We start from the raw sequence: 22,676 nt of genomic DNA, 5'->3' as shown, positions 1-22,676 counted from the left end.
AGCAAGATTCAATGTTATTCCGAAAATCACAACGCCAGCTCCTGTTTAAACAATGACTATTTGTTCCAGAAATAGCTTAATAGGCTCCGGAAGGCTTGTTTTGGCAGTACTTCCAGTTAGCCTTTTGGAAGGGATTCCGCGCTTGCTTTGGGTGATCCCATCCAGAGTGTTTTCTTGCCTTTGCGCTTGTTATTTACAAGCGTTTTTTTACCCATCCCAGAGCATGATCTGGTTTTCCGAGATGATCTTGACCAATTCAAACAGTAAAACGCTCAATTCCCGTCAAGCATGCAGGCCTGCACCCTGGCTGTGGATTATTTTCAACCTGAGTTTCGGCTTTATATTGGCAGGCGTTGCGGGTAAGAGCGTTGCCGCTGTTCTGTTAAATGCAGAGCTCAAGCGTGTTGAGGTGGGTCAACAGGTCGAAGTGTATGAAGATGCATCCGGCGAATTAACAATATCGGAACTGACCCAGTACTCTATTCCCTGGCAAATTCATACCGACAACGTGGTCAACAAAGGCTATTCGGACTCGGCGTGGTGGATTCGGTTTCAGGTCTATAACGCCGGGCCGGTAACGGATTGGTTATTGCAGATTGCTTATCCGGTTTTGGATGACATTCAGATCTACGAGGTAGTGGATGGCCAGGTGCGCAATCAATGGCAGCTGGGGGATAAGTACCCCTTCGCCGAGCGTAATGTCGAAAATCGCAATTTTGTTGTGCCCTTCCTCCTGCCAGAAAAGGCGCAAGTACAACTTCTGATCCGGGTGCACTCCAGTAGCTCGATCCAGGTGCCGATTTCATTCTGGCAACCGTTAGCGTTCTTTGAGGATGATGCACGAAATAGCTGGTTTCAGGGCGGCTTTTTCGGTGCCTTGATCATCATCGCGGTGTATAACCTGTTGCTGTTTCTCGGCCTGAGAGATGTGGTGTATTTGTTTTATGTGGGTTACGTGATTTGCATGGCGCTGTTCAGTGCCGGTATTGGCGGGTGGGCCTATCAGTACCTGTGGCCGGAGGAGCAGCTCTGGAATGACCGGATACTCTTGTTTGTGCTCACGCTTACGCTGTTTTTTGGGATGGCCTTTTCAGCCCGCTTTGTGGTGCGCTTTCTGAGTCACCGGGTGAACCGGTTGCAGTCGATTGCCATTGCCGTCAGTGCCGTATTGGTTGTCTTGTCATTACTGATTGACTATGCGCAGCTGATTCAGTGGGTGGTGGTGTTCTCTGTTGCGGTCAGTGCCTGGGCCATTTTTCTCGGGGTCGTGGCCTGGTATCGGAAAATCCCGGCAGCCCGCTGGTACACATTGTCGTGGGGTATTCTTGCCTGTGGTGTACTGCTTTTGGGATTGAGCAAATACGGTTTTCTCCCCAGTAACCGGTTTACCAACTCTGCGATTCAGATTGGCATTTTACTGGAGGTGATCCTGCTGTCCTTTGCCCTGGCGGAGCGGATAGCCAATGAGCGGGCACTCCGCTTGCGCGCCCAGCAGCGGGCCCTGGAAATCCAGCGCCTGGCGACGCTGGAGCTGGAAACCCGGGTGGCAGACCGCACGCGGGAGTTGCAGCTGGCGAACGAGAAGCTGCAAACACTGAGTGATACGGATCAGTTAACCCAGCTTGGCAACCGGCGCTATCTGGAGCATTTCATGAGTCGGGAAATTGCCCGGGCCGTGCGCTATAGCCGTGTGATGGCGGTGTTTCTCATTGATATTGACCATTTCAAAACCATTAACGACGAGCAGGGGCATCTGGTCGGGGATGACTGTCTGCAGGAAGTCGCCCTGCGGATCAGCACGGTTGTGCGGGAAACAGATCTGGTGGCCCGTTACGGTGGCGAGGAGTTTTGTGTGGTGCTGCTTGAGCCGGACTCGAAACGGGCCTGCGATGTTGCCGAACGCATCAGACGTGCCATTTCCGATACGGCGATCAACACACGGGGCGGGCCGGTAAATCTTACGGTCAGTATTGGCTGTTGTGTCGGCATACCCCAAGGAGATACCCCCACACAGGCGTATCTGGAAAAAGCGGATACCGAGCTCTACCATTCCAAGCACCAGGGGCGGGATTGTATTCACACGGCATGGCTCGGTGCAGACAATTCTGCGGCCTCAATTACTTGAGTTTTATACTCAGGGGGCTATTTTTTTGCTCGCGGTACTGGCTTGGCGTCAGGCCGAGCCAGAGGCGAAAGGCGCGGGTGAAGTTGGCCGGGTCATTGTAGCCCAGCCGCTGGGCCACGTCTTGAATGGCCAATTCGGGTCTTTCCAGCAGGTTCTGGGCATCCCGTTTCCGGGCATCGTTTAATAACTTCAGAAAACTGGCCCCTTCATTCTGCAAATAGCGACGCAGGGTTCTCGGGCTCATATGCAGCTTGTCTGCAAGTTGATCGAAGCTGGGGTAGCCCTCAGGTGTGAGCACCAGTTCTTTACGGATGCGTCCGGCAAAGCCAGGGTGTTGATTCAGCTGCTGATCCTGTTCACATTGCAGCAATGCCGTTTGCAAGGCGAAGGCGTTTGCCATCATCAATGGCTGATCAAGCAAGGCTGTCGGAAAGGAAATTCGGCAGCCGGATTGAGCGTATCTGACCGTGCCCAGATAGTGCCGTGCTTTCCCGGCATAAACCGGCTCGGCGAAGGTGAATTCGGTGATGGTTTGGCCCTGTACTTCGGGCAGCAAGGCCACGCAGCCCCGGTAAACACTGGTCAACGTTGATTCCAGTACCATGTGATGGTGTCGATGGGGTATCTCCGGCAAAGCCATGATTTCAATATGGCTCAGCTCCGGCGCAATGTTCAGGTTGCAGGCCATGCCCATGCCAAACAGGTTCCAGTACCGTTCACATATTGCCAGTGCCGCACCAAAGGTTGCGCTGGATAGCGTGGCCTGCCCGAGGCTGCCAAAGGCTGTGGGCGGTAACTGCCAGCCCATTTCCAGACCCGGTCCCCGGTCGGCAAATTGCTGGTGAACGGCATCCAGCAGGCGTTGGTATTCTTCCTGAGTCAGCCCCAGGCTGCGAGTCGCCGTATCCGCCGGGAGATCCGACGCACTCAGAAAGTCCTCGATATTGACGCCCCATGACGCGAGAACGGCCAAATAGGTGCGGGAAAACAACGCCGGGTAGCGTACCAAGCGATTACGTGTCTGCTGTTCCGTACTCATCGGGATACCTCTGTGACCCATCACTGCATGGCCAAAAATGACAAGCATACTGTCCAGAAATTATCTCACGGCACCGGCTCGTCTCAAGCACACTTTACGGAGGGTGTGACTGAATTCACCCAATACGTGAATGAACAGGAGGGGTTATGTTGTCGGCCAAAAACGGAAAACCGTTGTATGAACAAATGAGTGCGCTGGAACAGGTTCGCCAGCTTGAAACGGGCGAAACCACTAGTCGGGCGTTACTGGAGCATTACATCCAGACAGTGCAAGACCGGAATCCCGCCGTCAATGCGGTGATTGCGACCCAGCTGGATACCGCCAGAAGGCAGGCGGATGCGGCGGATAAAGCCCGCAAACAGGGTGAATCATTGGGGCCGTTGCAGGGTTTACCCATGACCATCAAAGACTCTTATGAAGTGCCGGGTATGCCCTGCACATCAGGCAATCCGGATTTCAAGGACTATTATCCAACGGGCTCCGCCAAGGCCGTGCAACGCCTGACGGATGCAGGGGCAATTGTTTTCGGTAAAACCAATGTACCGTTGATGACGGCGGATATCCAAACCTATAACCGGGTTTATGGCACCACTTCCAATCCCGTAAACCCGGCTCGCACGGCGGGCGGGTCGTCCGGCGGCGCAGCGGCGGCACTGGCCTTGGGGATGACACCGCTTGAACTGGGCAGTGATATCGGTGGCTCGATCCGTATACCGGCGCACTTCTGTGGTGTGTACGGACACAAATCGACCCACGGTATTATCCCCCTTCGCGGCCATGTTCCCGGCAATCCCGGTGATGTCCGTGAACCCGAGCTGGCCGTTGCCGGGCCAATGGCGCGCCATGCGGAGGATCTATCCTTTATGCTGGATATTATCGCGGACTCATCGAGTACTGCAGATCGAGGCTGGCAATTACGCTTACCCCGGCCCCGCCATGAGCAGCTCAGACAATTCCGGGTATTGATGTGGATTGAAGACGAAGCCTGCCCAATTGAAAATCAGATGAGAGCGGTTTATCAAAAACTGAAAATACAGCTCGAACAGGCCGGGGTAGATGTAACCGTGGGTGCGCCGCTCGGAAAGGGGCTGACCGAATTTTATGCCCCCTACGCGCAGCAATTGAGCAGTAAAATGATGACATTCTCACCCGCGATCCAACGGGGACTGATGCGCGCCGCCGCGCCGTTAATCAAGGGACTCGGTAAAATGGCACCTCTCCCGGCCCATGCCGACAGTTTTTACCGGGGCGCCGGTTTAAGCCACGCCCAATGGTTAAATTCGGTGGAACAGTCCATGCGCCTGCAGGAAGCATTTCAGACGGTGTTCGATCAGTACGATGTTATCCTGGCCCCGCCAACCTTCTGTACGGCCTTCGCCCATGACCATTCCCGGTTTCTGGCCAGCCGAAAAGTGCAGGTGGACGGTATTAACCGACATTATGCCGATCTCTTCATGTGGATCGCCCCGGCTACACTCCTGGGCCTGCCGTCCACCTGCGCCCCGGTCGGCAAAACCGATCAGGGCATGCCCGTAGGCGTACAAATCATCGGCGCACCGTACATGGATAAAACCACCATCCGCTTCGCCGAATGCCTGGCCGCCCAAAGCGCCACAACCACGGCGGCAAACGCCGCCTGAGGGCTAATTCAGGCTCCGACAAGCCTGATCACCATAATAGTTATCCGCATAATTGCAGACGGTGTTGGTCGAAGGCGCACGCCCCACCACACCACTGCAACCGGACTGCGCCTTCGGCCCCTGAGCCCGCTTCAACTGCTGACGGATAGACTTCAGTACTGTTTTCATATGCAAAACTCCTAATCGCGAATCTGTAGTAGCTTTCAAACCTGCTCTAGATTCGCGATTTCGGGGCGGTAAGTACAATTGGAATGGCTGATTGAATGGATTGGTTGTGTCTATTTAGGGCCAATAATTACCGTGTTGCACAGTGCATATACTTCACTTCAAACCGAGCATTCGATTTCATCAATTCGTTGAGCAATTGAGAATACGCTGCGAGGCCAAATCGGTGAACTCTGCTAACGGCCAAAAGCGGACATGGAAAAACCAGCTTTTGACCGAAATAATAAAGTTTCCCATTAATCTTTTGGCTTAGCTTTAACACCCAAGTATCTTTCGACATTTGCGTCGAGCTTTTTATTGTAAAGACTACAACAATAACAGCCGTTATCCTCGTCCACCTGCACTTTCGTGATCGATTTTAAATGACCCCGATAATTCAGATAGCGCGAGCTATTTTTTGGATCGGTAATGTGCAACTTGAATTCTTGAACACCAAGCGAAGCAATGATTCCGTTTAAATCCACTACTGACGGGCCAGAACCCGCAGCAAGGCTTTCCTTATCTACACCATAAACCTTTGCTTCATTCTCTAATTGCGTTTCATCGGCTAAGTATCGCCTGACCTCGGTTTGGTCCAGACCATAGCCCATACAATGCAAACATCCATTTCCTTCTTTAACAACCGCAATCCGGCCCCCAAATGTTCCGTCCACAAACACTTCACTTGCAAGATCAATGTAAGTAACATCATAGGCGATACTCAACTCGTTAAGAATAGAACGTGCACCATCGCTATCGAGGCAGCCAACAACAATATCAGCCCTTTTTATGGCGTCGAATGCATCACGAGACTCCAGCTTGTTTTTAATAAGTTTTATATTCACTTCTGGGTCTATGCCTTTTGCTACGCGCTCGGCAACCATCACTTTGTCAAATCCGGTGCCTTTGTCATCATCGAAATCGCTATGCAAGAACCCCATATAACGATTTCGATTTGTCTCTGAAAAAGTCTCATGCTCAACAACAGCAATATCTCTCACGCCGAGTAAACAAAGTTGCGGTAACACAAATGTTCCCAGCCCGCCGAAACCGACCAGCACTACCTTGGTGGATTGAATTTTTTCTTGGCCTTGTAAGCCAAAAATTGCAATCTGCCTGTTAAATCGTTTATTTGCTGATGACATGCTTACCTCCTAATGTCATACCTGTTGGCTTCAATACCTTTTTATCAACGCGCAATGCCGATAGGCATTCTGGTGAATTAGGGTCTTTCTGCCAAACGAGTGAATCGAAACCACGTGGTGAAACGACAATTGCTGCATAAGGCCTTCCAGGCAGCCTCCACCACATGTGCGGAACAGTTTCTTCGAATCCGTTCATGTCAGCGATAGAGAAAGCAGCAGACCACGGGCTATCAAATGGATGAGAATGCAACTCGATGAGAGCCGTATTCGTTTGGTGCGCCTGTTTGATGATGGAAATCCGACTCTCGTCTGACAACTCGATATAGTCATCGTATTGAGCGATGAAGCCATCTTGCTCGACAAGGAAATAGTCCTGAGCTTTGAGCAACAGAGTCTTATTGTCTTCATGGAATTCGGCAAAAATGAAAGCGGCGGATTCCTGGGTGGCACCTTCGGGTAGAAGGTGGCGCCAGATAACATCATGCTGTTTTTCGGTAAGGTCAATAAAGAATTGCATTATTCACCCTCCAGCAAGCGGTTGCGGAAACTTCTCGCCCAACCCCATAAGTTATCGCCGGTAGTGACGTCTGCTCCAGGACGCCAGTTTTCGACGTCCCATGATGCAAAACGCCAGCTTCCTTCAAATGGCGGGGGATGCTGCGGATTGTTGAGCTTCAAAACCAGATCACCGAATTTAACGCCTGACGGTATATAAAAACCATAAGGCTTTGGAACTGGATGACCAGCAGTGACACTAAACACGACTGAAATCACTTCAGGTGAAAGGGGTGAAGGGAGCGGATAATCTTCGATTTTGAACCAATGAAGATTTTTAACTTCCTTGTATTCCACATGTGCAAAGTTTTTCTGTAAAAGCAGAACTTCTTTTCCGATACGGGAATTCTCATCAAATCCACGCTTGAAACGTTGTTTCTTACAAAAGTTATGTCCGGGCTTTAGCTTGATAACTTCGCCGGATGCTAGTGGACGCTCATTTTGGTCTTTGTCCACTTCCACAGCACCTTGGCTTGCATCCCAGCCACCGAGTTGAATAATTTCTTCTGTTGTAATCGTCTTCTTCGACCACTCAAACACCTTGCCTTCAATGCAAATTGAGTATTTGGCCCCAACCCTGAACTGTTCAATTCCTTCAAGGCTAAGGTTAACTACATCAGAATCCTCAATGAGCTTGTCTTCACCAGATTTGGTTTTCTGCCAAATGCCAACCTCATCCGGCTCATCAACCTCAGTAAGACGCTTAATGGCTCGTCCTGTAATGAAATCTGAGCCCCATTCACGCGGCTTTCCGTTGACTTCCAGCCGATAGAGTACATCTGCTCTGAAAGTACGGAATTTCTCGATTCCAGTTCGTTGCAAATCGACCATTTCCGTAGGACGGATGCTTTCCATGTCTCCATCCTCAAGAAGAAGATAGATAACGAATTCTCCAGGTGGCTGCTTGCCAGCCATCAAAAGTAACTCATTGCCGGAAATCGCGGCTTTGTCAGTCTCATAGACATCGCCATTGATATTTACTTGATACAATACATCTACGTTCATTTTTTAAATCTCCAATAGGTTAACGAACTTACGGAGATCATTATGAACAGTCAGGGGTGTGTGAATTGGTGGGCCAAGGGTGTGAAAATTGGTGTGAATTTCATTTTTTGATGGTTATTTGAGGGTGTAAATGAGAATGGCTCTCACAATTCAAGCCAATAATTTCCTTTTCCATCGCTTTTAATTACTTCCCCCCAAGCTTCGTTAGCTTTGCCCCTGCTTCTGAAAACTTGTAATAGCTTGCTCTGGGTAGAATTAATTTCTGCAAGTACCTCATCTTGGTGCCGAGGGCCGCCTGCATTGCACAAAAACTCAACAGCCTCAGCCTGCTTCTTTGTAAACTGATACTGCTTGCCATTCACCACTAGATTTCTAAAGCCAGCACTAAAGCCATCCTGACTTATACTGCCTCCCATCTTCCCAGCGAGGAGAACAGTATTCAGCTCAAAATCATCCTTATCCCATTTTATAGCTTCATTAAGCCTTCCCAACTGGTTTTGGTTTGGCAGCTCCAAATGATCCGGGAGATTCTGGTCCAAAGCAATTACTAACGCCGGATTAGAGGATTTATGATGTATTTTCAGATAATTTTTAAGCGCATCAAGTACAACGCTACTCTTCATATCCCTGACAACCAGGATGTTAGTGTTTTGCTTTTCAATTCTATGCTGGCCTAGCGCCCAGATTTTACCTTCTAAAATAACCTTCGGAGTATGCCGATCTCCTATGTCTAAAGCGTCCATGACCATACGCAGGAGCCACTCGAAGTTTACTTGATATAGGTTAATATCCTCATCATTAACGGCAACCCAACCATCCGCAGCGGAAAAATACATATTTTTGCCGTCCCGGCGCTGTATATCTGCAAAAAATTCACAGTCTCCGTCGAACACTTCAACGGATTTAAGTATTTTAAAATGAGCGAGAATGCCACTCTTCACCAATTCCTGAAATAAATCGCCAAACTCCTCCTTGGCAAGCTTTTCAATGATAGTTGCCTCCTGTGTCTCACTGATCTTCAGCAATTTTTCTATCGTGGTTCTCTGCACCCCATTGCTCATTATATAATCTCAACCAATTCCCACTTCTCAAGGTATTTGTCGCCTATTAACTTTTCTTTTTGGGACTTGCTCTTTAGATCGCACCCATTTGGTTCTCGGATTTTTACATGTAGTATCTTTCCTCTCCTGCTTTCTTCATCGGGCATAAATCTGATGCTGATTCTTACTTGTTTTAGTTTAAAACCAGATTTTAGTGGGTCATTCTCGCCAAAATATTCCTTTGAAATATCGTAAATACTACGCTCTTCCTTTGTAGCAACATCCAAGGTGACAGTATTGTAGCTATTTGGTTGAGCAACTTTGAGCATCGTGACATCAACTGACTCAATCCCATCATCTGGATCAAAAGATAGCGTTCTCTGCTTTAGCAAGCTTTGAATGGTGTAGCGTTTTAAGGGTATTTTCTCACCATCAATGGGGGATTTTAGAAGTGTCTCTGAAAATATTTTTGGAATTGCTTTTCTGTTTTCCTTGCCTTCAACGACAACCTCGATGTGTCCACTTTCCGGCTCGTAAGTCAATGCAACTTCTTTAACAGGCCGAACAATTTTTGAAACCAGACTCTCATCTTCAAAAGCAAGCTGAGTGCTAGGTAAGTCTTCTCTATAGACCATTATTTGTATGAGTTCTATTTGGTTATCATCACCCTCTGAACGCGTTCTTTCAAATATGTCTATGTGAATTTTTCCGACTGCCCGAAACAGCTCCATTATTCTGTTCTTGAAAGCCAAAACATCAATATCACTTTTACTGACTGATATTTTTTTAGGGCCTATAAATGCGTCCCACATACGCCCGTTTCGGCCTGTGTCTGTATACCAACAGTCCTCAACCTGCCTGAACCGCGAAGAATCCTTTAAAAATAGCCACAGAACTCGATCATGCTCATTCTCTAAGTCATAGTATTCTTGCAGCTCACTATCACCAACGGAATGCTTTAAGATGCTTTGGCCAAGCTCATCCTTTAACGCATTTATTCGTTCCGAATCTGATTTGAGTAGAGCTAATTTTTCGCCTACTGCCGCTTCAGCAATTTGCAATAACGATTTCCTAACAGCGCTTTCGTCGTCATCCCAATCGACTTCCTGCACTAGATCAGTGTTATTGGCCTCGAAATACTTTTGAAGCGATTTCAATGGTGTTTTCTTTATAAACTTTGATATATCAGTATTCATTGAGTTTAACCAATATTCTAAAAACACCTAATTTCCGCTTTGGGTCGATCACAGTCATTAATCTTGGATCCATCAAATATCAACACTCTTAAAACTAGACGTTTGTGATTTTTTGTCTGTAAGCTTTCTCTGGTTCTGTGTGAGCATTGTCTTACATCCGTTCGCTGTACTTCAGGAATAATTTCTGGCGGGGCGTTCTGAATCTGATGAGTATTTTGCGGATTCAGGGGGGCAATATTGATATCAAAGAGAGTATGAGGATGGGCAGAGGGGCTTTTGTGCCCCTTTGGATTTCGATATATGTACCCTTATTCCCCTTCCTCAAACGATCTCAACAACTTCCGCAACAACACTGCCAGTGTTTCCCGTTCTGCCTCGGTATAGACATCGAGTATCTTTGCGCCGTTGATGACATGGGCTTCTACGGCCCGGTTGGCCAGTTCTGCGCCTTTGGGGGTGAGGGAGACGTAGACACCTCGGCGGTCGTTGGGGTCGGCGCTGCGTTTGACCAGTCCTTTTTTCTCCAGTCGGTCGATCCGGTTGGTCATGGCGCCGGAGGTGAGCATCATGGACTGTAGCAGCTGGTTGGGGGTGAGGGTGTAGGGTTTGCCTGAGCGCAGCAGGGTGGCGATCACGTCAAACTCACCGGGATTCAGGCCCAACTCGGCAAATATCTTTTGCAGGGCGGGCGAGATGTGGCCCTGCAGGCGGCCTATGCGGCCCAGTATCGCCATCGGTGAGGCGTCAATATCGGGCCGTTCGAGTTGCCATTGGGTAAGAATGTGATCCACTTTATCTGTTTTCATGAGGTTTCTGTTCACATGAGTAATCGGGAATAAATTGGGGGTGCGCCCTGTTATTGCCGCTCAACTTTGCTGAGCGGCAGTCTTGTTCTGCGTAGCGGATGGTTTCAATTTAGCCTGTGACAGGACAATCGAACATAGGATGGCCAGTGCGCCCAGACTTTGCAAGGGGGTAAAGGTTTCCTGTAGAAAAATATAGCCCAGTATTGCGGCAGAGAGAGGGCTGGCGAATCCGATGAACGAAGTGGTGGTTGGATCCAGTCGCTCGATGCCGCGAAACCACAAGGTATAGGCCAGCAACGCACCGATAATGCTGAGATAGCCGAAGCCCATTAGATTAGTGCCGGTAATGGTATCGGGCAATGGCTCGAACAACAGTGTAATCGGTAACAGGAAGAGACCGCCCGCGGTCAGTTGCCAGCCGGTGAAATTCAGCATACTCACCCCTTCAGGACGTCCCCAGCGTTTGGTCAAGACCACACCGAGCGCCATACTCACTGCACCGGCCAAGCCCGCAATAATTCCGATCAGGTCGAGACTGGCCGTCGGTTTCAATACCAGGAGTGCAATACCGGCAGCGCCCACGCCACAAGCGGCGACTTGTATCTTGCGGATGTTCTCCTGCAGTAACAGAGTGCTGAGCAGCAGGACAACGATAGGTTGGCACGCCATCACCAATGCCGCGACACCGCCGGGGAGGCGATAGGCTGCTTCGAACAGTAAGTAAAAGAAAAGCCCGATGTTCAGGGTGCCAAGTATCGCAGCACGCCCCCACCACATTCCCTTGGGCAGTTTACGACACAGCAGCAACAGCACCAGTCCTGCCGGTAAGGCGCGAATCAATGAGGCCAGTAACGGGCTGTTCGGTGGTAAAAACTCGGTGGTGATCAAATACGTACTGCCCCAAACAATCGGTGCCAGGGCGGTAACCATCATATCTGTCATTCGGATTGCGTGCATGAATCTATTCCTGTTTTAGATATTGCTTCAGGTTAATCTTGTTAAAAACAATATATCTTTATGTAAAGAATATCAATTAAAAGTTTTATTAACGGGTTGAGAATAATCTGGTTTTGACGCTATTGTTCAATAAATACAGTGGTTTATAGCTTGTTTTGTTTGTGTTTTCGGGGTGAGAGTACCATATCTATCCCAAGTTCTTTGTTATTATGTCTTTACATAAAGATATTTGTGTGGCAATTTAAAAAAGCATATGTCTTGACATGAAGATATAAATTTAAACCATCAATCATGGAGCTTGGATATGATAATTACGGTATTGGGTGCAACAGGTAGTGTAGGTCGACGAATCGTGAATGAGGCGGTCGGGCGTGGTCACCAGATCACTGCCGTGTTACGTGATTTGGCTGCGGGTGTGGACATGCCGGAGGGTGTTGAGTTGGTGTCCGGTGACGTTAACAATGTTGACGATGTGCGCCGATTGAGTGAGGGGCAGGATCTGGTGATTGCCGCCATCCGCCCACCAGAGGGGGAAGAAAAAGCGCTGGTCGAGATGACCCGAAATCTGTTGGATGGCGTAATTGCCTCGGGTGTCAGAGTCATTATTTCAGGGGGAGCGGGTGGTTTGTTTTCACCGGACAAGCCGGGTGTGTTGTTGATTGATGATCCCCGCTTTGTTGGCGAGGCATGGCGTGATATTGCCGTGGCCTGTGTGGAACAGTTGCAGTTGTGCAAAAATGAACAACGGGCGGACTGGACTTATGTCTGCCCATCCGCGTATCTGCAGGACGGAGAGCGCACCGGTGTGTTTCGTTTGGGACATGATACCGCGCTGATTGATGCTGACGGGGCATCGAAGATTTCAATACAGGATCTTGCGGTAGCCATCGTCGATGAAGCCGAGCGCCCGCAGTTCCGTCAGCGCCACTTTACGGTGGGTTACTAGGCGCAACAGCTATCCCTAGTCGGTACGATAGCGTTTTGGCTCCATCAGTGCGCTGCAGTTGAACAATCCTGAAATCCAGGGGATTCAAGATCTACTCCTGCAGCTGCCTGAAACAGCGTTTTAATGTGGTTAGTGTTTTGCCGGATTCAGTTGAGTTCGATCAAGTCTAATTTGTGATGAAGTATCAGTGTTTTTTTCAATTGTACGACGTAAACGTTGAATTCGAATTTTCGCTTCTTCTAATGACTTCACTTCATTGGGGAAGGGGTGGCTGGTACGATTATCCATTCGTTTTTTCCTCCTTGTCGATTCTCTTTAATTCTACTTCATCAAACTCACCACTAATTAAGTGTTCTGGTTCTTCATTACTTTCTATATCAGCTGCATGGTCGCGTTGTTGAATTGCCAGTCGAGCTTTTTCCAGTCGTTTTTTGGCTTCTTCCAACTCTTTTGCAATATCCATTATTTATACCCTCCTAATTTCAGGGAGCAGTATGGGCTGAGCGATTTTTTTACCGGCTCTACATATTCGTAACCAAAAGAGCAGTAATAATCACGTACTTCTAAACAGACAACCGTGTACCTTGGGGTATTCGTATGATATATCAGACTACTGAAGCCTGCTGGAAATCAATCGGTTAAGGCTTACACCGGCTTCTGCAGCTTGAATTGCCAGAGATCTGTGTGTTTCGGGGGGGACTCGTACCATAAATTTCCCGCTGTAGTTTTTGAGCGCCAAAGCTTCGGGCACGGGTTCGTTGTTCTCCTGCATATCCTTTACGCACTCTTTAATAAGCGTTCGGATACCTGATAATGCTTTTTCTGGTGACTTTTCAAGCCAGCTTAATCCTTGAAACTCTGCACAGAGTCCAACGTACTCTTGATCTTCTTCAGACCAAGTAACCCGATATGTGTAACGATCTAGATATTTAGCCATTCTCAAACTCCAAACGCTCTATTGCTGCGAGTACCTGCCTGACCTGATACGGCTTTGCCTTTCCTTTGGGTTCTCTCGCATTTTAGCAAGAAGTTCTTCAGTCGTAGTCATTTAAAAATGATATCACTATTGATATCAATTTAAAGTGAGAATACCTTGGATACCGGGAATGCAACTGGGTAGTTTACGGAATCCTGTTGAGTTTTCTGGTAGCCTGATTTTGCAGTTGCCGTATCCGTTCGAAGCTTAGGCCGAGTTGTGTGGCGATTTCGTGGAGGGTGTAGCTTCGGGGGTAGCCGATGCCGTAGCGCATGAGCAGGATTAAACGTTCTCGCTGGGTAAGCGGGCGCATTAGTTGATCCAGTAGGCGTGTTTGTTGTTCGTGTTTCAGGGCGTGTTCGATGGTTGAGCCTTCGTCTTTGATTGAATCGATCAGGCTGGTTTTTCCGTCGGGCATTGGGTTTTGGTCGGTGGATTCGAATGCCTGGGGCAAGCTCAGTAGGTGGTTGACCTGTTCATAATCCAGTCCGGATGCTTTGGCTAATTCTGTTGATCGTGGCGGGCGACCCAGTTGTTGCTGTAAATGGTCGCGCAAGCTGAGCACGCGACCCAGCTGATCCTGCAGGTGAGGGGGCTTGGCAATCGTATGGCGGGTGCGCTGGCTGCGGTATTTGATTGCGCTTTGAATACACCAGACGGCAAAAGTGGAAAACCGGTAGCCCCGCTGGAAGTCAAAACGATCCGCAGCTTTGATTAAGCCCAAGTTGCCATTTTGCACGATATCTTCAAGGCTGCACCCGGTTGCCTTGTAGCGTCGGGCCTGAGCCATGACCAGTCGAAGGTTTTTTTCAATCAGTTGATTGCGAAGCTGCAAGTAATGTTTTAGCGCCCCTGAAAAACGTACCTGTTCTGCCGTGTTATCTGTATTTCGGGAAACGAGTTTGGCAAAGTTTACCAGCTGGTTCCGTGAAATACGCATGCCTTCCAGCATGAACACCAAATTGCCTTGCACTGCCGAATACTCGGGTTGCCTGTTTTTGTTCATGTGATCGAGCACTTTCAGGGTGTCGATCAGTGTGGTCAGAATGCATTCCAGCTTGAGCAAGTCATCTGGTTTGTCCGAAAAGACAATATTGATGTCCTGGCCGTGGTTGTGCAGCAGTTCCGTTAACCAGTGTTCAAGTTCAGCCCATTGATCGGGAGACGAGACGATTTCAGCGAGAAGCATGCGAATGGCGGATTGAATGTTCGTGCCAAATTGCCGTTCCTCTTCTTCACCCATAATTTCAAGCTCACGCAGTTCGCGCATATAGAGATCGATTGCGGGAGCCCCTCCTGAATCAGGAGCCTGTACTGAACCGTGGTTTTCGAGTTTGGATAGGATTGCATTGCCCATGTCAGCCTCTTGTCGTTCGATCTGTTACCAAAGTGCTTACGTGGGAAAATGCGATTTGGTTTACGAAGACAAACAGTCAATTCACTCTGAATAGCGGAGAAATTTGGTTTTGCGAACCTGTACGACCGTACTACTCTTAAATTGATACTCCATTGCAAGTATTACTACGAGTATGAGTATCAAGCTTGATATTCGTTCATGAGGAGGCGGGTTTGGTAACCCCCCCTGGCAGTCTTAGAATCCAATTAGGAAAATCCTTATATGTTGTACAGGCTAAAAACCAAATTGTTCTTTGTAGTATGGGCGATGCTCGCTTGCACGGTTGTTCGAGCGGAAACGCTCAACGTGTTTACCTGGGAAGGTTATGTTTTACCGGATGAAGTTGAAGCGGTAAACAAGCTATTGAAAGAGCAGGGCTATGACTACACCGTGAATGTTGTAAGTCCTTGGGCGGAAGGGCCCGAGCAGATGTTCAAGGTCATCCGCGGCGGCGAGGTTGATATCAGCTTCCTGACGCTTAACTACATCAAAATGCAGGAAGGCAAACTGCTCAAACTGCTGCAACCGATCAATGTGGACTCTCCACGACTGAGTAATTATCAGCACTTGTCCAAATCCCTGACGGGCATCCCGATGGCACTGGATCCACAGGGTAAGCCGGTCTATATCCCCTGGGGTGGCGGTGCATACGGTATCTGGGCGAATATGGATAAATTGTCGGAGGCTGACCTGCCGAAATCTGTAGCGGAATTGTGGGATGCGAAATGGACTGGAAAATTATCCCTCAGCTCGGGACAAATTCAGCCCAACATTGCCCTGGCTTCACTTGCTCTGGGTAAAGCGCCGTTTTTCCTGAATGATATCCGGGATAATCAGCAATTGCGGAGCTATTCCGAACCAAACAGCACGCTGCAGCAGAAGGTGAATGGCCTATACAAACAGGTAGGCAAATTCTGGGATGCAGGTCCGGAGTTCTCCGATGATTTGTCGTTGGTTGCGTCTTATGGTCCGGGTGCATCGGCGCACAATGCCGCAGGCGGTAACTGGAAGCTGGTTGAGTTTTCGGAGGGCAACACCGTCTGGCTGGATACCATCAACTTCCATCGCAATCTTGCAGGTAAAAAGCTGGAGGCTGCCGAGATCTTTGCCAACTACTTTATCGGTAAACAGGTACAGGAGCGTGTTGTAAACGGCTTGGGCATGGTGGCTGCATCCAGTCTGGTGGACGCTAACGAATTGCTGGACAAAAACCCGAACTTTTTCAGCGAGCAAATGTTCTGGCCGCCTTATAACAAGCTGTCGGACAATGTAATGCGCGTGATCTCTGATCGTGCCATGAAACAGTAAACTTAAGGTACGCTGCTTGACTGTATTGTTGCTATCCTTCGTGGCTTAAGCGAGGGATAACAACGGTTTAAAGATTCATGATTTCATTCAAACACCTGTTCTGGTCAAACAGCGACTGGAATGCATTTGGGGGATATTGCAGGGGAATAGTTACCCCGAAGGGGTCGCGTGATATAGCCGGTGGTTTTAACCACCGGCACAGGATGATATCCATTGCTATCGCCCCTTCAGGGCTGGGTGTGGTTGTATATGAACCGGTGGTTGAAACCACCGGCTATATGATGATTCCCCTTCGGGGAAGGTTCGTGCATGGATCTGATTTGTCAGTATTCCATCCATTGCTAGCCGTTTAGGCATGTCATTTTTATGTGAGCGATTTCGGGCCGTTAGTAGCGTTATGTATCTAGCCAGTTTTCAATGCGTAAACCCGCCACTCTACTGAATTCATTGACATTATTTGTGACTAATACCAACCCTAAGCTTCTCGCATGTGCAGCAATCTAAAACGCCTCTCTTTCCTGGTGTTCTGGTTGATCCCTATCATTCATGAAGTCATCAGAAACACCTTCGTCATCAAACCAGTCATCCCAAAGATGCTCTGCTGGGGTAACTAGACGGGCGTTGCCGATTTTAACAATTTCAACTCTTTTTACGGACTCAGGGAAAGCCACATCTTTTGGTAACCTGACAGCTTGTGATTGATTGCTTTTAAATACAGTGGTAGATGTCATATTTCTCTCCACATGGATATACGTAAGGTATATCCATTATGCTCTCAATAAATCTGTGGGTAAACACTGTTTTGAAGTGATCTGTTTTCCCTGTAAGGGAAATGACATATAGCCGGTGGTTTTAACCACCGGCACGGGATGATATCCATTGATACCGCCCCTTCAGGGCTGGGTGTGGTTGTACATGAACCGGTGGTTGAAACCACCGGCTATATTAGGATTCCCCTTCGGGGAAGGTTTGTGCATGGATATGATGTTTAAGATTCAATCTATTATACGCCGCTTAAATTTATCATTATTGTAGGCCTTAAGCGCTCAATCCGGACATCCAGTGGCACAGCTTCAGGCCATGGCTGCGGGTTTTCGGTTTGATGTGTTTTGATATTTTCAATCCGTTTTGTAACTGCCGGGTGGGTCTGGAAGAATTCCTGCCAGGCGGGGTTGTCGTTGTGTTTGGCGAAGGGCATCGTTTACGGCGTTTTTGGAATCAGCGCAGTACCATAGGCCAGTACTTCGATTGAGCCGATTCCGTTACCGGCATTGCCAGAAATCCGGCTGGTTTCGAACTTCAGGTTAATGATCGCATCGGCTCCGGCGCTTTGGGCCTCGGCTTGCATGCGGAGTAGGGCTTCTCGTCGAGCCCGGTCCAGTAGTGACTCATACACGGGAATCCGGCCACCCACCAGTTGGTACAAACCCGCAGCCACAAACTTGAAATAATCCAGAGAGATCACGACATTTCCGCAGACCAGCTCGCCATGGTGTTTGAGATACTCCGGGGGCGGCATACGATCAGATGAGATCACCAGATACCGCAAAGCGGCTTCCCGTTCAAAGATGCTCTGGTAGTGCTTTTTCTCCGCTCGGCGGCCAAAAAAATAGCCTGCAGCGAGCAAACAGAAAAAGAAGGAAATTTGCAACACGGCTTCCATTATTGATCCTCAAGCACGGTTTTCAGGCATGACTCACGATCTATTTGTCTTCGAGTACAACCGCAGTGCCGTACGCCAGAATTTCCGAAGCGCCAGCGGTGATGGACGAAGTCGAAAAGCGCACGTTGATGACTGCATTGGCACCGATGGCCCTGGCTTGTTCTGTCATGCGATCCAGTGCTTCCTGGCGTGACTCGGAGAGCAAATCAGTGTAGGCACTGAGTTCACCGCCAAAAATATTCTTCAATCCGGCCATGATATCTTTTCCAGCGTGTTTGGCCCGAACGGTGCTGCCTTGTACCAATCCGAGGTGTTGCACGGTTTTCTTGCCGGGTATTACTTCAATGTTGCTGATCAATAGCTTGTTCACATAGAAATCCTTTACGAGGTGTGCCTTACCGGATCGGGTTTAAATCGGTTATCGGGGTTACATCAGCGAGCCGTCGCCGAAGGCGGCATTAAAGCTTTCGTAACTGAAAATCATTTGGTCTGCCTCGGCGGGGACACCGGTGAGTTTAATTTCCACCAGTCCGGCATCCGATCCGATGATCAGGTCGATTTCACCATCACTGAGTGACGGGTTGATGATGGTTGGCATGCTGTCATGGGCAAAGTTCAATTGGTCACCGCTTGAGAAGCCGGAAATGGTATAGTTATATTCACCTTCAGCCAGCAGAAACAGATAATCATCCGCTGCAGCATCGAATGCACCACTCCCATTGACATTGATGGTTGTACCCGCATCCGGGAAAAATACACCAAAGTCATCAATTGCGGCACTCACGCTGCCCTCAAATTCGTCCACTGCGGCCAGTATTTCCCGAATGGTCGCAATGTCGTCGGCCGAGTAGTCATACTGGGTCTGTTCGACCCGGGTTGTGAAGGTATTTGCGACCGTGATTTTGTTGGTAATAGTGGACTCGTCTGTCCCTCGCGCACCCTGGGCAATATTCAGCGCGATTGAGGCGAGGGTGGATTGCCCGGACTCGTATTCACCGACCCAAAAGTCCCGACCGGCAGGTTCGGAATCCCGATTGAACAGTTGCACGTAAAGACCATTTACGAGTTCGGTGGCCGTTAACGTGCCAAAATTATCGGTAAATTCCTGGGAGGTGCCAAAGGCAGACAAGGCCGCTGTCAGATCTTCCGACGCGTCGAATTGTTCGGCCCAGAAATTGATCCCGGCTGGATCACCGGGACGCCCGTAGTAGGCCACGTACATCAGCTGACTCAAGTCGATTGAACTTTGTGTTGCCATGATCTTTTCCAATATGCAGTCGATGGGACGATTCGCTCGCGGGGCGCAGGCCTCTGTGCGTACTGGTTATCAGTTTAGTGCGAATACCGGTTCTATGCGAGCATATCAGATTGGGTCAGGTGGGCAATTATCACTTTGGCTAAGGGGCATCGGGATCACGCATCTAAATGGGAGTGACGCTGACTGCAGGTGAAAAGTGTGTCAGGAAAAAAATAGAATCTGCCAAAAATACAAATAGTGTCATTATTTTTGCAGTCTTCTTCAATTTTCAGCAGGTATCGGTGCTATCAATTGGAAAATCGGGCTCGATGAGGCAACTCGAATGGGGTTGGCATTCCCCGATGTTTGTTTGGAATGCTTGGTTTGCGAGCATAAGCGGTATTGGCGCACTGTGATAAGGCATTCCAGACTCGTTTCTAACTGCTGCAAACTGTTGTTAAAAAGTAGTCAAAGAGCGCGTCGTAATGTGTCACAATGATCGTTTATACTGTGTCCCCTCATTCGCGCTACCCGTTTTCACCGGCTTTTGAAGTATTTTTATGTTTTTGTTCAGGTTGAGCTCCAGTCGTGTCATCGTCAGCGTGTTTCTCGCGCCAGGTATCATATCGCTAATGTTGGGGCTCCTCTGGAGCGGAGCGGTTCGGGCTCAGAGCCTGGAGTTTGGAAGCGAGGAACAGGCTTATCTTGCGTCCAAGGGTGAACTCATGATGTGCGTTGATCCGGACTGGATGCCCTATGAACGTATTAATGATCAAGGCGTCCATGAGGGTATTGCGGCAGACTATATGCGTCTGGTCGCAGAGCGGATTGGCATTCCGATTCAACTGGTGCCGAGTGCTTCCTGGGCGGAAACCATGGCGTTTGCCCGAGCCCGGAAATGTGACATTATCTCCATGGCCCGCAAAACCCAGGAACGGCTTGCTCACTTTGACTTTACCCAACCCTACCTGTCCTACCCTTTTGTGATCGCCACCCAGATCGATCAGGGGTTTATCGAAAACTTTGATGCTGCTTCGGATCAGTCCTTTGCCGCCGTGAAAGGCTATGCGGTGACCGAGTACCTTAAAAACCGCTATCCTGATACGCCCCTGGTGGAGGTGCAGGATATTGATGAAGGGATTCATTTGGTTCGTGAAAACATGGTCTTCGGCTATATCGATTCGGCCCTGGCTCTCGGCTATAAAATTAAAGAACGCGGGACGCTGGATATTAAAGTTTCAGGGCAACTAGACTTCAGTTCCTCACCTGCCATAGCGGTTCGCAATGATGAGCCCGTTTTGGTCGGTATTCTGGATCAGGCGCTAGCATCAATCAGCTCAGAGGAGCGGCAAACCCTATACAACGAGTGGGTTTCCATTCGTTTCGAACAGGGAACGGATTACACTCTGCTCGTGCAAATGTCGATTGCAGCGGGATTGATTGTCTTTGTCACGATGTTCTGGAACCACAGACTGATCAGGGCGAACCGGAAAACCCGTCACGCATTGGCGCAGTTACATGAAGCGCAACGTTTGTTGGAAGAGCAGAATTTTCAGCTGCAAAGACTCGCCACCATCGATCCCTTAACCGGGTTGCAAAACCGGTTAAAAATTAATGAATCCATCGAGCATGAACTGCAACGGTTCCGGCGTTTTCATAAACCTTTTTCGGTGATTATGCTGGATCTGGATGATTTCAAAAAAGTAAATGACGAGCACGGCCATCAGGCCGGTGATGACGTGTTGATCGAGTTTTCCGGATTACTCAGCACGCTGACTCGGAGTATTGATTTGATTGGCCGCTGGGGGGGCGAGGAATTTATTATAATCTGTCCGGATACAACCCTGTCTGGGGCGACCTGTCTTGCGGAGAAAATACGTCAGCAGATTGAAGCGCATCGTTTTATGTCGATTGGCCAGAAAACCTGCAGCATGGGGGTCACTGTGGTTAAAGGGGACGATACCATACAAAGTCTGATCGGCAGAGCGGATCAGGCCCTTTATCAGGCGAAAGACAAAGGGCGTAATCGGGTACAGACCGCTTCCGGGCCGGTTGATGTTTCAGCGTAGAATGCCAGCGGCCTTTGCCGCCTTGAGCCAACCGGGGAATTCATTCAACAGCCGGTCATAGAGTTCACTGTCCTGAATCTTTTTAAAATCGTCAATCGGGAAAAAGTCAGCATTGTCCACCACGCGTCCCGGTAGATCATCGAGTTGTTCCAGAATGCCGTAATTCCGTCCCCCGAGTCCAACGTATTGCCAGAAGATCGGGTAATTGGCGGCTTCTTTCAGCAGGGTTTTGATTTCGCCATCTTTGTAGATACCTCCATCGGTAATAAAAATAACATAGGCGGGTAAGTCGCTGTTTTTGTAAGTATCAATAATATCCCGTATAACCGGAGGCTCGTTATTGCCGACCCCGAGGCCCTTGATGATGCTGAACCCGATACCGCCGAACAGGCCTTTTTTCTCCTTTTTGGTCAAATTTTTTACATAGTCATCCAGATTATCCAGCGAGACGTCGTCGTACTTCTTGCACTTATCCGCAAATGCCCAGAGCTCAAGGGCCTGGTCATCATCAAACTGCACTGCCAATGCCGCAATACGATCCAGAACCGCCTGCACGTTCCCGGAACTGAATTGATAGGACATGGAACCGGATGCGTCCAGAACAAAGGCAACTCTCGCCCTGACCTGAGTCAGGTTCTTCTTTTCCAGACTGATTTTAATCGGCTTGGCGAGGCTAATCAGACGGGGTGCTTTGGCTTCAAGGCGTTTTTCCAGATCAATTGCGGGACTTTTATCCGTGCTAGCGGGTGCACCTGCTGCGGCGGAAGCTGACGCGGCATGTGATTGAGCAGGGGATTGAGCAGGGGATTGAGCGGGCGGGGAGGCCGGTGTGTTGGGTTCATCGTCCACATCCACGCCAAAGTGTGTTGCCAACGGTGCCAGGCCGCCGTTGAAGCCTTGCCCCAGAGCCCTGAACTTCCAGTTCCCCTGATGCCGGTACAACTGTCCCAGTATCAATGCTTTTTCCTGCATGCCCTGGGTTGTCGGGGTAAACTCGGCCTCCTCGCCCATGGTGATCTTCAAGGCCTGAGCCACACTGAAACTTTGCTCGGAATGGATAACGATGGTAAAAGCGATTTTAGTGATGTCTTCCGGAATACTACCCAGTTGTAACGCAAAGTTTTGGGTACTGCCGTCTGGGGTTTTTTGCTGTTCCAGTAATTTGACCTGTCCGCCGGGTAATGCAGGCTGGTTGTAAAAGATAAAATCTGCATCGCTACGGACTTTTTCATCTGCCCCCAACAGAAATGCAGAAATATCAATTTGTCCTTCCGGTACGGCAGGTGTTGACCAGAAGATGCTCACCGTGGTTTCCAGTGCATTGAGCGGGGTATTGGCACCCGCTTGTAGTGTTTGCATTTTTTGTGCT

At 49.1% G+C, this 22,676-nt stretch carries 23 protein-coding genes; 5 read left to right on the top strand and 18 right to left on the bottom strand.

The genetic code is table 11. The features are described from left to right. Nucleotides 1–247 precede the first annotated feature (247 nt). Nucleotides 248–2,125 carry a sensor domain-containing diguanylate cyclase gene (locus OLMES_RS25865; RefSeq protein WP_198343131.1) on the top strand — a complete coding sequence of 626 codons (1,878 nt, stop codon included), beginning with the start codon at nucleotides 248–250 and terminating at the stop codon, nucleotides 2,123–2,125. Here the strand turns inward: OLMES_RS25865 and OLMES_RS25860 are convergent. After that, nucleotides 2,118–3,164, bottom strand: a complete 1,047-nt coding sequence (locus tag OLMES_RS25860) for a helix-turn-helix transcriptional regulator (protein ID WP_198343130.1) — start codon at nucleotides 3,162–3,164, stop codon at nucleotides 2,118–2,120. The genes OLMES_RS25865 and OLMES_RS25860 overlap by 8 nt on opposite strands. Nucleotides 3,165–3,310: 146 nt before the next feature. On the opposite strand from OLMES_RS25860, the gene OLMES_RS25855 reads away from it, so the two are divergent. Continuing rightward, nucleotides 3,311–4,804, top strand: coding sequence for an amidase (locus OLMES_RS25855; protein WP_087463912.1), 1,494 nt, complete (start codon nucleotides 3,311–3,313; stop codon nucleotides 4,802–4,804). Nucleotides 4,805–4,807: 3 nt separating this feature from the next. On the opposite strand, the gene OLMES_RS28175 is transcribed toward OLMES_RS25855, so the two are convergent. The 8 genes from OLMES_RS28175 to OLMES_RS25820 all read right to left on the bottom strand — a co-directional run bounded on the left by OLMES_RS28175 (nucleotide 4,808) and on the right by OLMES_RS25820 (nucleotide 11,712). Beyond that, entirely contained in the window at nucleotides 4,808–4,972 is a 165-nt protein-coding gene (locus OLMES_RS28175) for a hypothetical protein (RefSeq protein WP_157678610.1), read from the bottom strand. Between the two features lie 293 nt (nucleotides 4,973–5,265). After that, on the bottom strand, nucleotides 5,266–6,153 hold the full coding sequence (locus OLMES_RS25850) for a ThiF family adenylyltransferase (RefSeq protein WP_087463911.1): 888 nt from the start codon (nucleotides 6,151–6,153) through the stop codon (nucleotides 5,266–5,268). Next, entirely contained in the window at nucleotides 6,137–6,670 is a 534-nt protein-coding gene (locus tag OLMES_RS25845; RefSeq protein WP_087463910.1) for a hypothetical protein, read from the bottom strand. Before OLMES_RS25845 ends, OLMES_RS25850 begins: the two co-directional genes overlap by 17 nt. Continuing rightward, complete coding sequence (locus OLMES_RS25840) at nucleotides 6,670–7,713, bottom strand: multiubiquitin domain-containing protein (RefSeq protein ID WP_087463909.1); 1,044 nt, start codon at nucleotides 7,711–7,713, stop codon at nucleotides 6,670–6,672. Before OLMES_RS25840 ends, OLMES_RS25845 begins: the two co-directional genes overlap by 1 nt. A 143-nt stretch (nucleotides 7,714–7,856) precedes the next feature. After that, nucleotides 7,857–8,774: a hypothetical protein gene (locus OLMES_RS25835; RefSeq protein WP_087463908.1), complete on the bottom strand. Its 918-nt coding sequence runs from the start codon at nucleotides 8,772–8,774 to the stop codon at nucleotides 7,857–7,859. Continuing rightward, complete coding sequence (locus OLMES_RS25830; protein WP_087463907.1) at nucleotides 8,774–9,949, bottom strand: hypothetical protein; 1,176 nt, start codon at nucleotides 9,947–9,949, stop codon at nucleotides 8,774–8,776. Before OLMES_RS25830 ends, OLMES_RS25835 begins: the two co-directional genes overlap by 1 nt. Nucleotides 9,950–10,257: 308 nt before the next feature. Continuing rightward, nucleotides 10,258–10,755 (bottom strand): MarR family winged helix-turn-helix transcriptional regulator, encoded by a 498-nt coding sequence (locus tag OLMES_RS25825; RefSeq protein WP_087463906.1) that lies wholly within the window; start codon nucleotides 10,753–10,755, stop codon nucleotides 10,258–10,260. A gap of 60 nt (nucleotides 10,756–10,815) precedes the next feature. Continuing rightward, nucleotides 10,816–11,712, bottom strand: coding sequence for an EamA family transporter (locus OLMES_RS25820; RefSeq protein ID WP_232465213.1), 897 nt, complete (start codon nucleotides 11,710–11,712; stop codon nucleotides 10,816–10,818). 304 nt (nucleotides 11,713–12,016) lie between these two features. Between OLMES_RS25820 and OLMES_RS25815 the strand changes: the two genes are divergently transcribed. Then, complete coding sequence (locus tag OLMES_RS25815) at nucleotides 12,017–12,658, top strand: NAD(P)-dependent oxidoreductase (protein WP_087463905.1); 642 nt, start codon at nucleotides 12,017–12,019, stop codon at nucleotides 12,656–12,658. 129 nt (nucleotides 12,659–12,787) lie between these two features. On the opposite strand, the gene OLMES_RS28170 is transcribed toward OLMES_RS25815, so the two are convergent. From OLMES_RS28170 to OLMES_RS25800, 4 genes are all read right to left on the bottom strand, one after another. Beyond that, a complete protein-coding gene (locus OLMES_RS28170; RefSeq protein WP_157678608.1) occupies nucleotides 12,788–12,946 on the bottom strand; it encodes a hypothetical protein in 159 nt (52 codons plus the stop codon). After that, nucleotides 12,939–13,121: a hypothetical protein gene (locus tag OLMES_RS25810; protein ID WP_087463904.1), complete on the bottom strand. Its 183-nt coding sequence runs from the start codon at nucleotides 13,119–13,121 to the stop codon at nucleotides 12,939–12,941. The genes OLMES_RS28170 and OLMES_RS25810 overlap by 8 nt, the downstream gene beginning before the upstream one ends. Before the next feature lie 147 nt (nucleotides 13,122–13,268). After that, entirely contained in the window at nucleotides 13,269–13,595 is a 327-nt protein-coding gene (locus OLMES_RS25805; RefSeq protein ID WP_087463903.1) for a type II toxin-antitoxin system HicB family antitoxin, read from the bottom strand. Nucleotides 13,596–13,779: 184 nt separating this feature from the next. Continuing rightward, nucleotides 13,780–14,991 carry a sigma-70 family RNA polymerase sigma factor gene (locus OLMES_RS25800; protein WP_087463902.1) on the bottom strand — a complete coding sequence of 404 codons (1,212 nt, stop codon included), beginning with the start codon at nucleotides 14,989–14,991 and terminating at the stop codon, nucleotides 13,780–13,782. A gap of 261 nt (nucleotides 14,992–15,252) precedes the next feature. Between OLMES_RS25800 and OLMES_RS25795 the strand changes: the two genes are divergently transcribed. Continuing rightward, nucleotides 15,253–16,338 carry an ABC transporter substrate-binding protein gene (locus OLMES_RS25795; RefSeq protein ID WP_198343129.1) on the top strand — a complete coding sequence of 362 codons (1,086 nt, stop codon included), beginning with the start codon at nucleotides 15,253–15,255 and terminating at the stop codon, nucleotides 16,336–16,338. A 500-nt stretch (nucleotides 16,339–16,838) separates the two neighbouring features. Here OLMES_RS25795 and vapB read toward each other — a convergent pair whose 3' ends face one another. The 4 genes from vapB to OLMES_RS25765 form a co-directional block, all read right to left on the bottom strand. Then, nucleotides 16,839–17,069, bottom strand: a complete 231-nt coding sequence (gene vapB / locus OLMES_RS25785; RefSeq protein ID WP_087463901.1) for a type II toxin-antitoxin system VapB family antitoxin — start codon at nucleotides 17,067–17,069, stop codon at nucleotides 16,839–16,841. A 470-nt stretch (nucleotides 17,070–17,539) separates the two neighbouring features. Further along, nucleotides 17,540–18,001: a YbjQ family protein gene (locus OLMES_RS25775; RefSeq protein ID WP_087463899.1), complete on the bottom strand. Its 462-nt coding sequence runs from the start codon at nucleotides 17,999–18,001 to the stop codon at nucleotides 17,540–17,542. A gap of 40 nt (nucleotides 18,002–18,041) precedes the next feature. Next, nucleotides 18,042–18,371 carry a YbjQ family protein gene (locus OLMES_RS25770; RefSeq protein WP_087463898.1) on the bottom strand — a complete coding sequence of 110 codons (330 nt, stop codon included), beginning with the start codon at nucleotides 18,369–18,371 and terminating at the stop codon, nucleotides 18,042–18,044. 57 nt (nucleotides 18,372–18,428) lie between these two features. Then, nucleotides 18,429–19,259 (bottom strand): DUF4214 domain-containing protein, encoded by an 831-nt coding sequence (locus OLMES_RS25765; protein WP_087463897.1) that lies wholly within the window; start codon nucleotides 19,257–19,259, stop codon nucleotides 18,429–18,431. Between the two features lie 539 nt (nucleotides 19,260–19,798). On the opposite strand from OLMES_RS25765, the gene OLMES_RS25755 reads away from it, so the two are divergent. Further along, a complete protein-coding gene (locus OLMES_RS25755) occupies nucleotides 19,799–21,307 on the top strand; it encodes a diguanylate cyclase (RefSeq protein WP_087463895.1) in 1,509 nt (502 codons plus the stop codon). Here the strand turns inward: OLMES_RS25755 and OLMES_RS25750 are convergent. Next, complete coding sequence (locus tag OLMES_RS25750; RefSeq protein WP_087463894.1) at nucleotides 21,299–22,666, bottom strand: vWA domain-containing protein; 1,368 nt, start codon at nucleotides 22,664–22,666, stop codon at nucleotides 21,299–21,301. The two genes, OLMES_RS25755 and OLMES_RS25750, sit on opposite strands and share 9 nt — an antisense overlap. Between the last annotated feature and the right edge of the window lie 10 nt (nucleotides 22,667–22,676).

It is taken from the genome of Oleiphilus messinensis, from assembly GCF_002162375.1.
Classification (GTDB): domain Bacteria; phylum Pseudomonadota; class Gammaproteobacteria; order Pseudomonadales; family Oleiphilaceae; genus Oleiphilus; species Oleiphilus messinensis.
The sequence above is the reverse complement of the archived record's forward strand: the minus strand, read 5'-3'. Positions and strand labels throughout refer to the sequence as shown.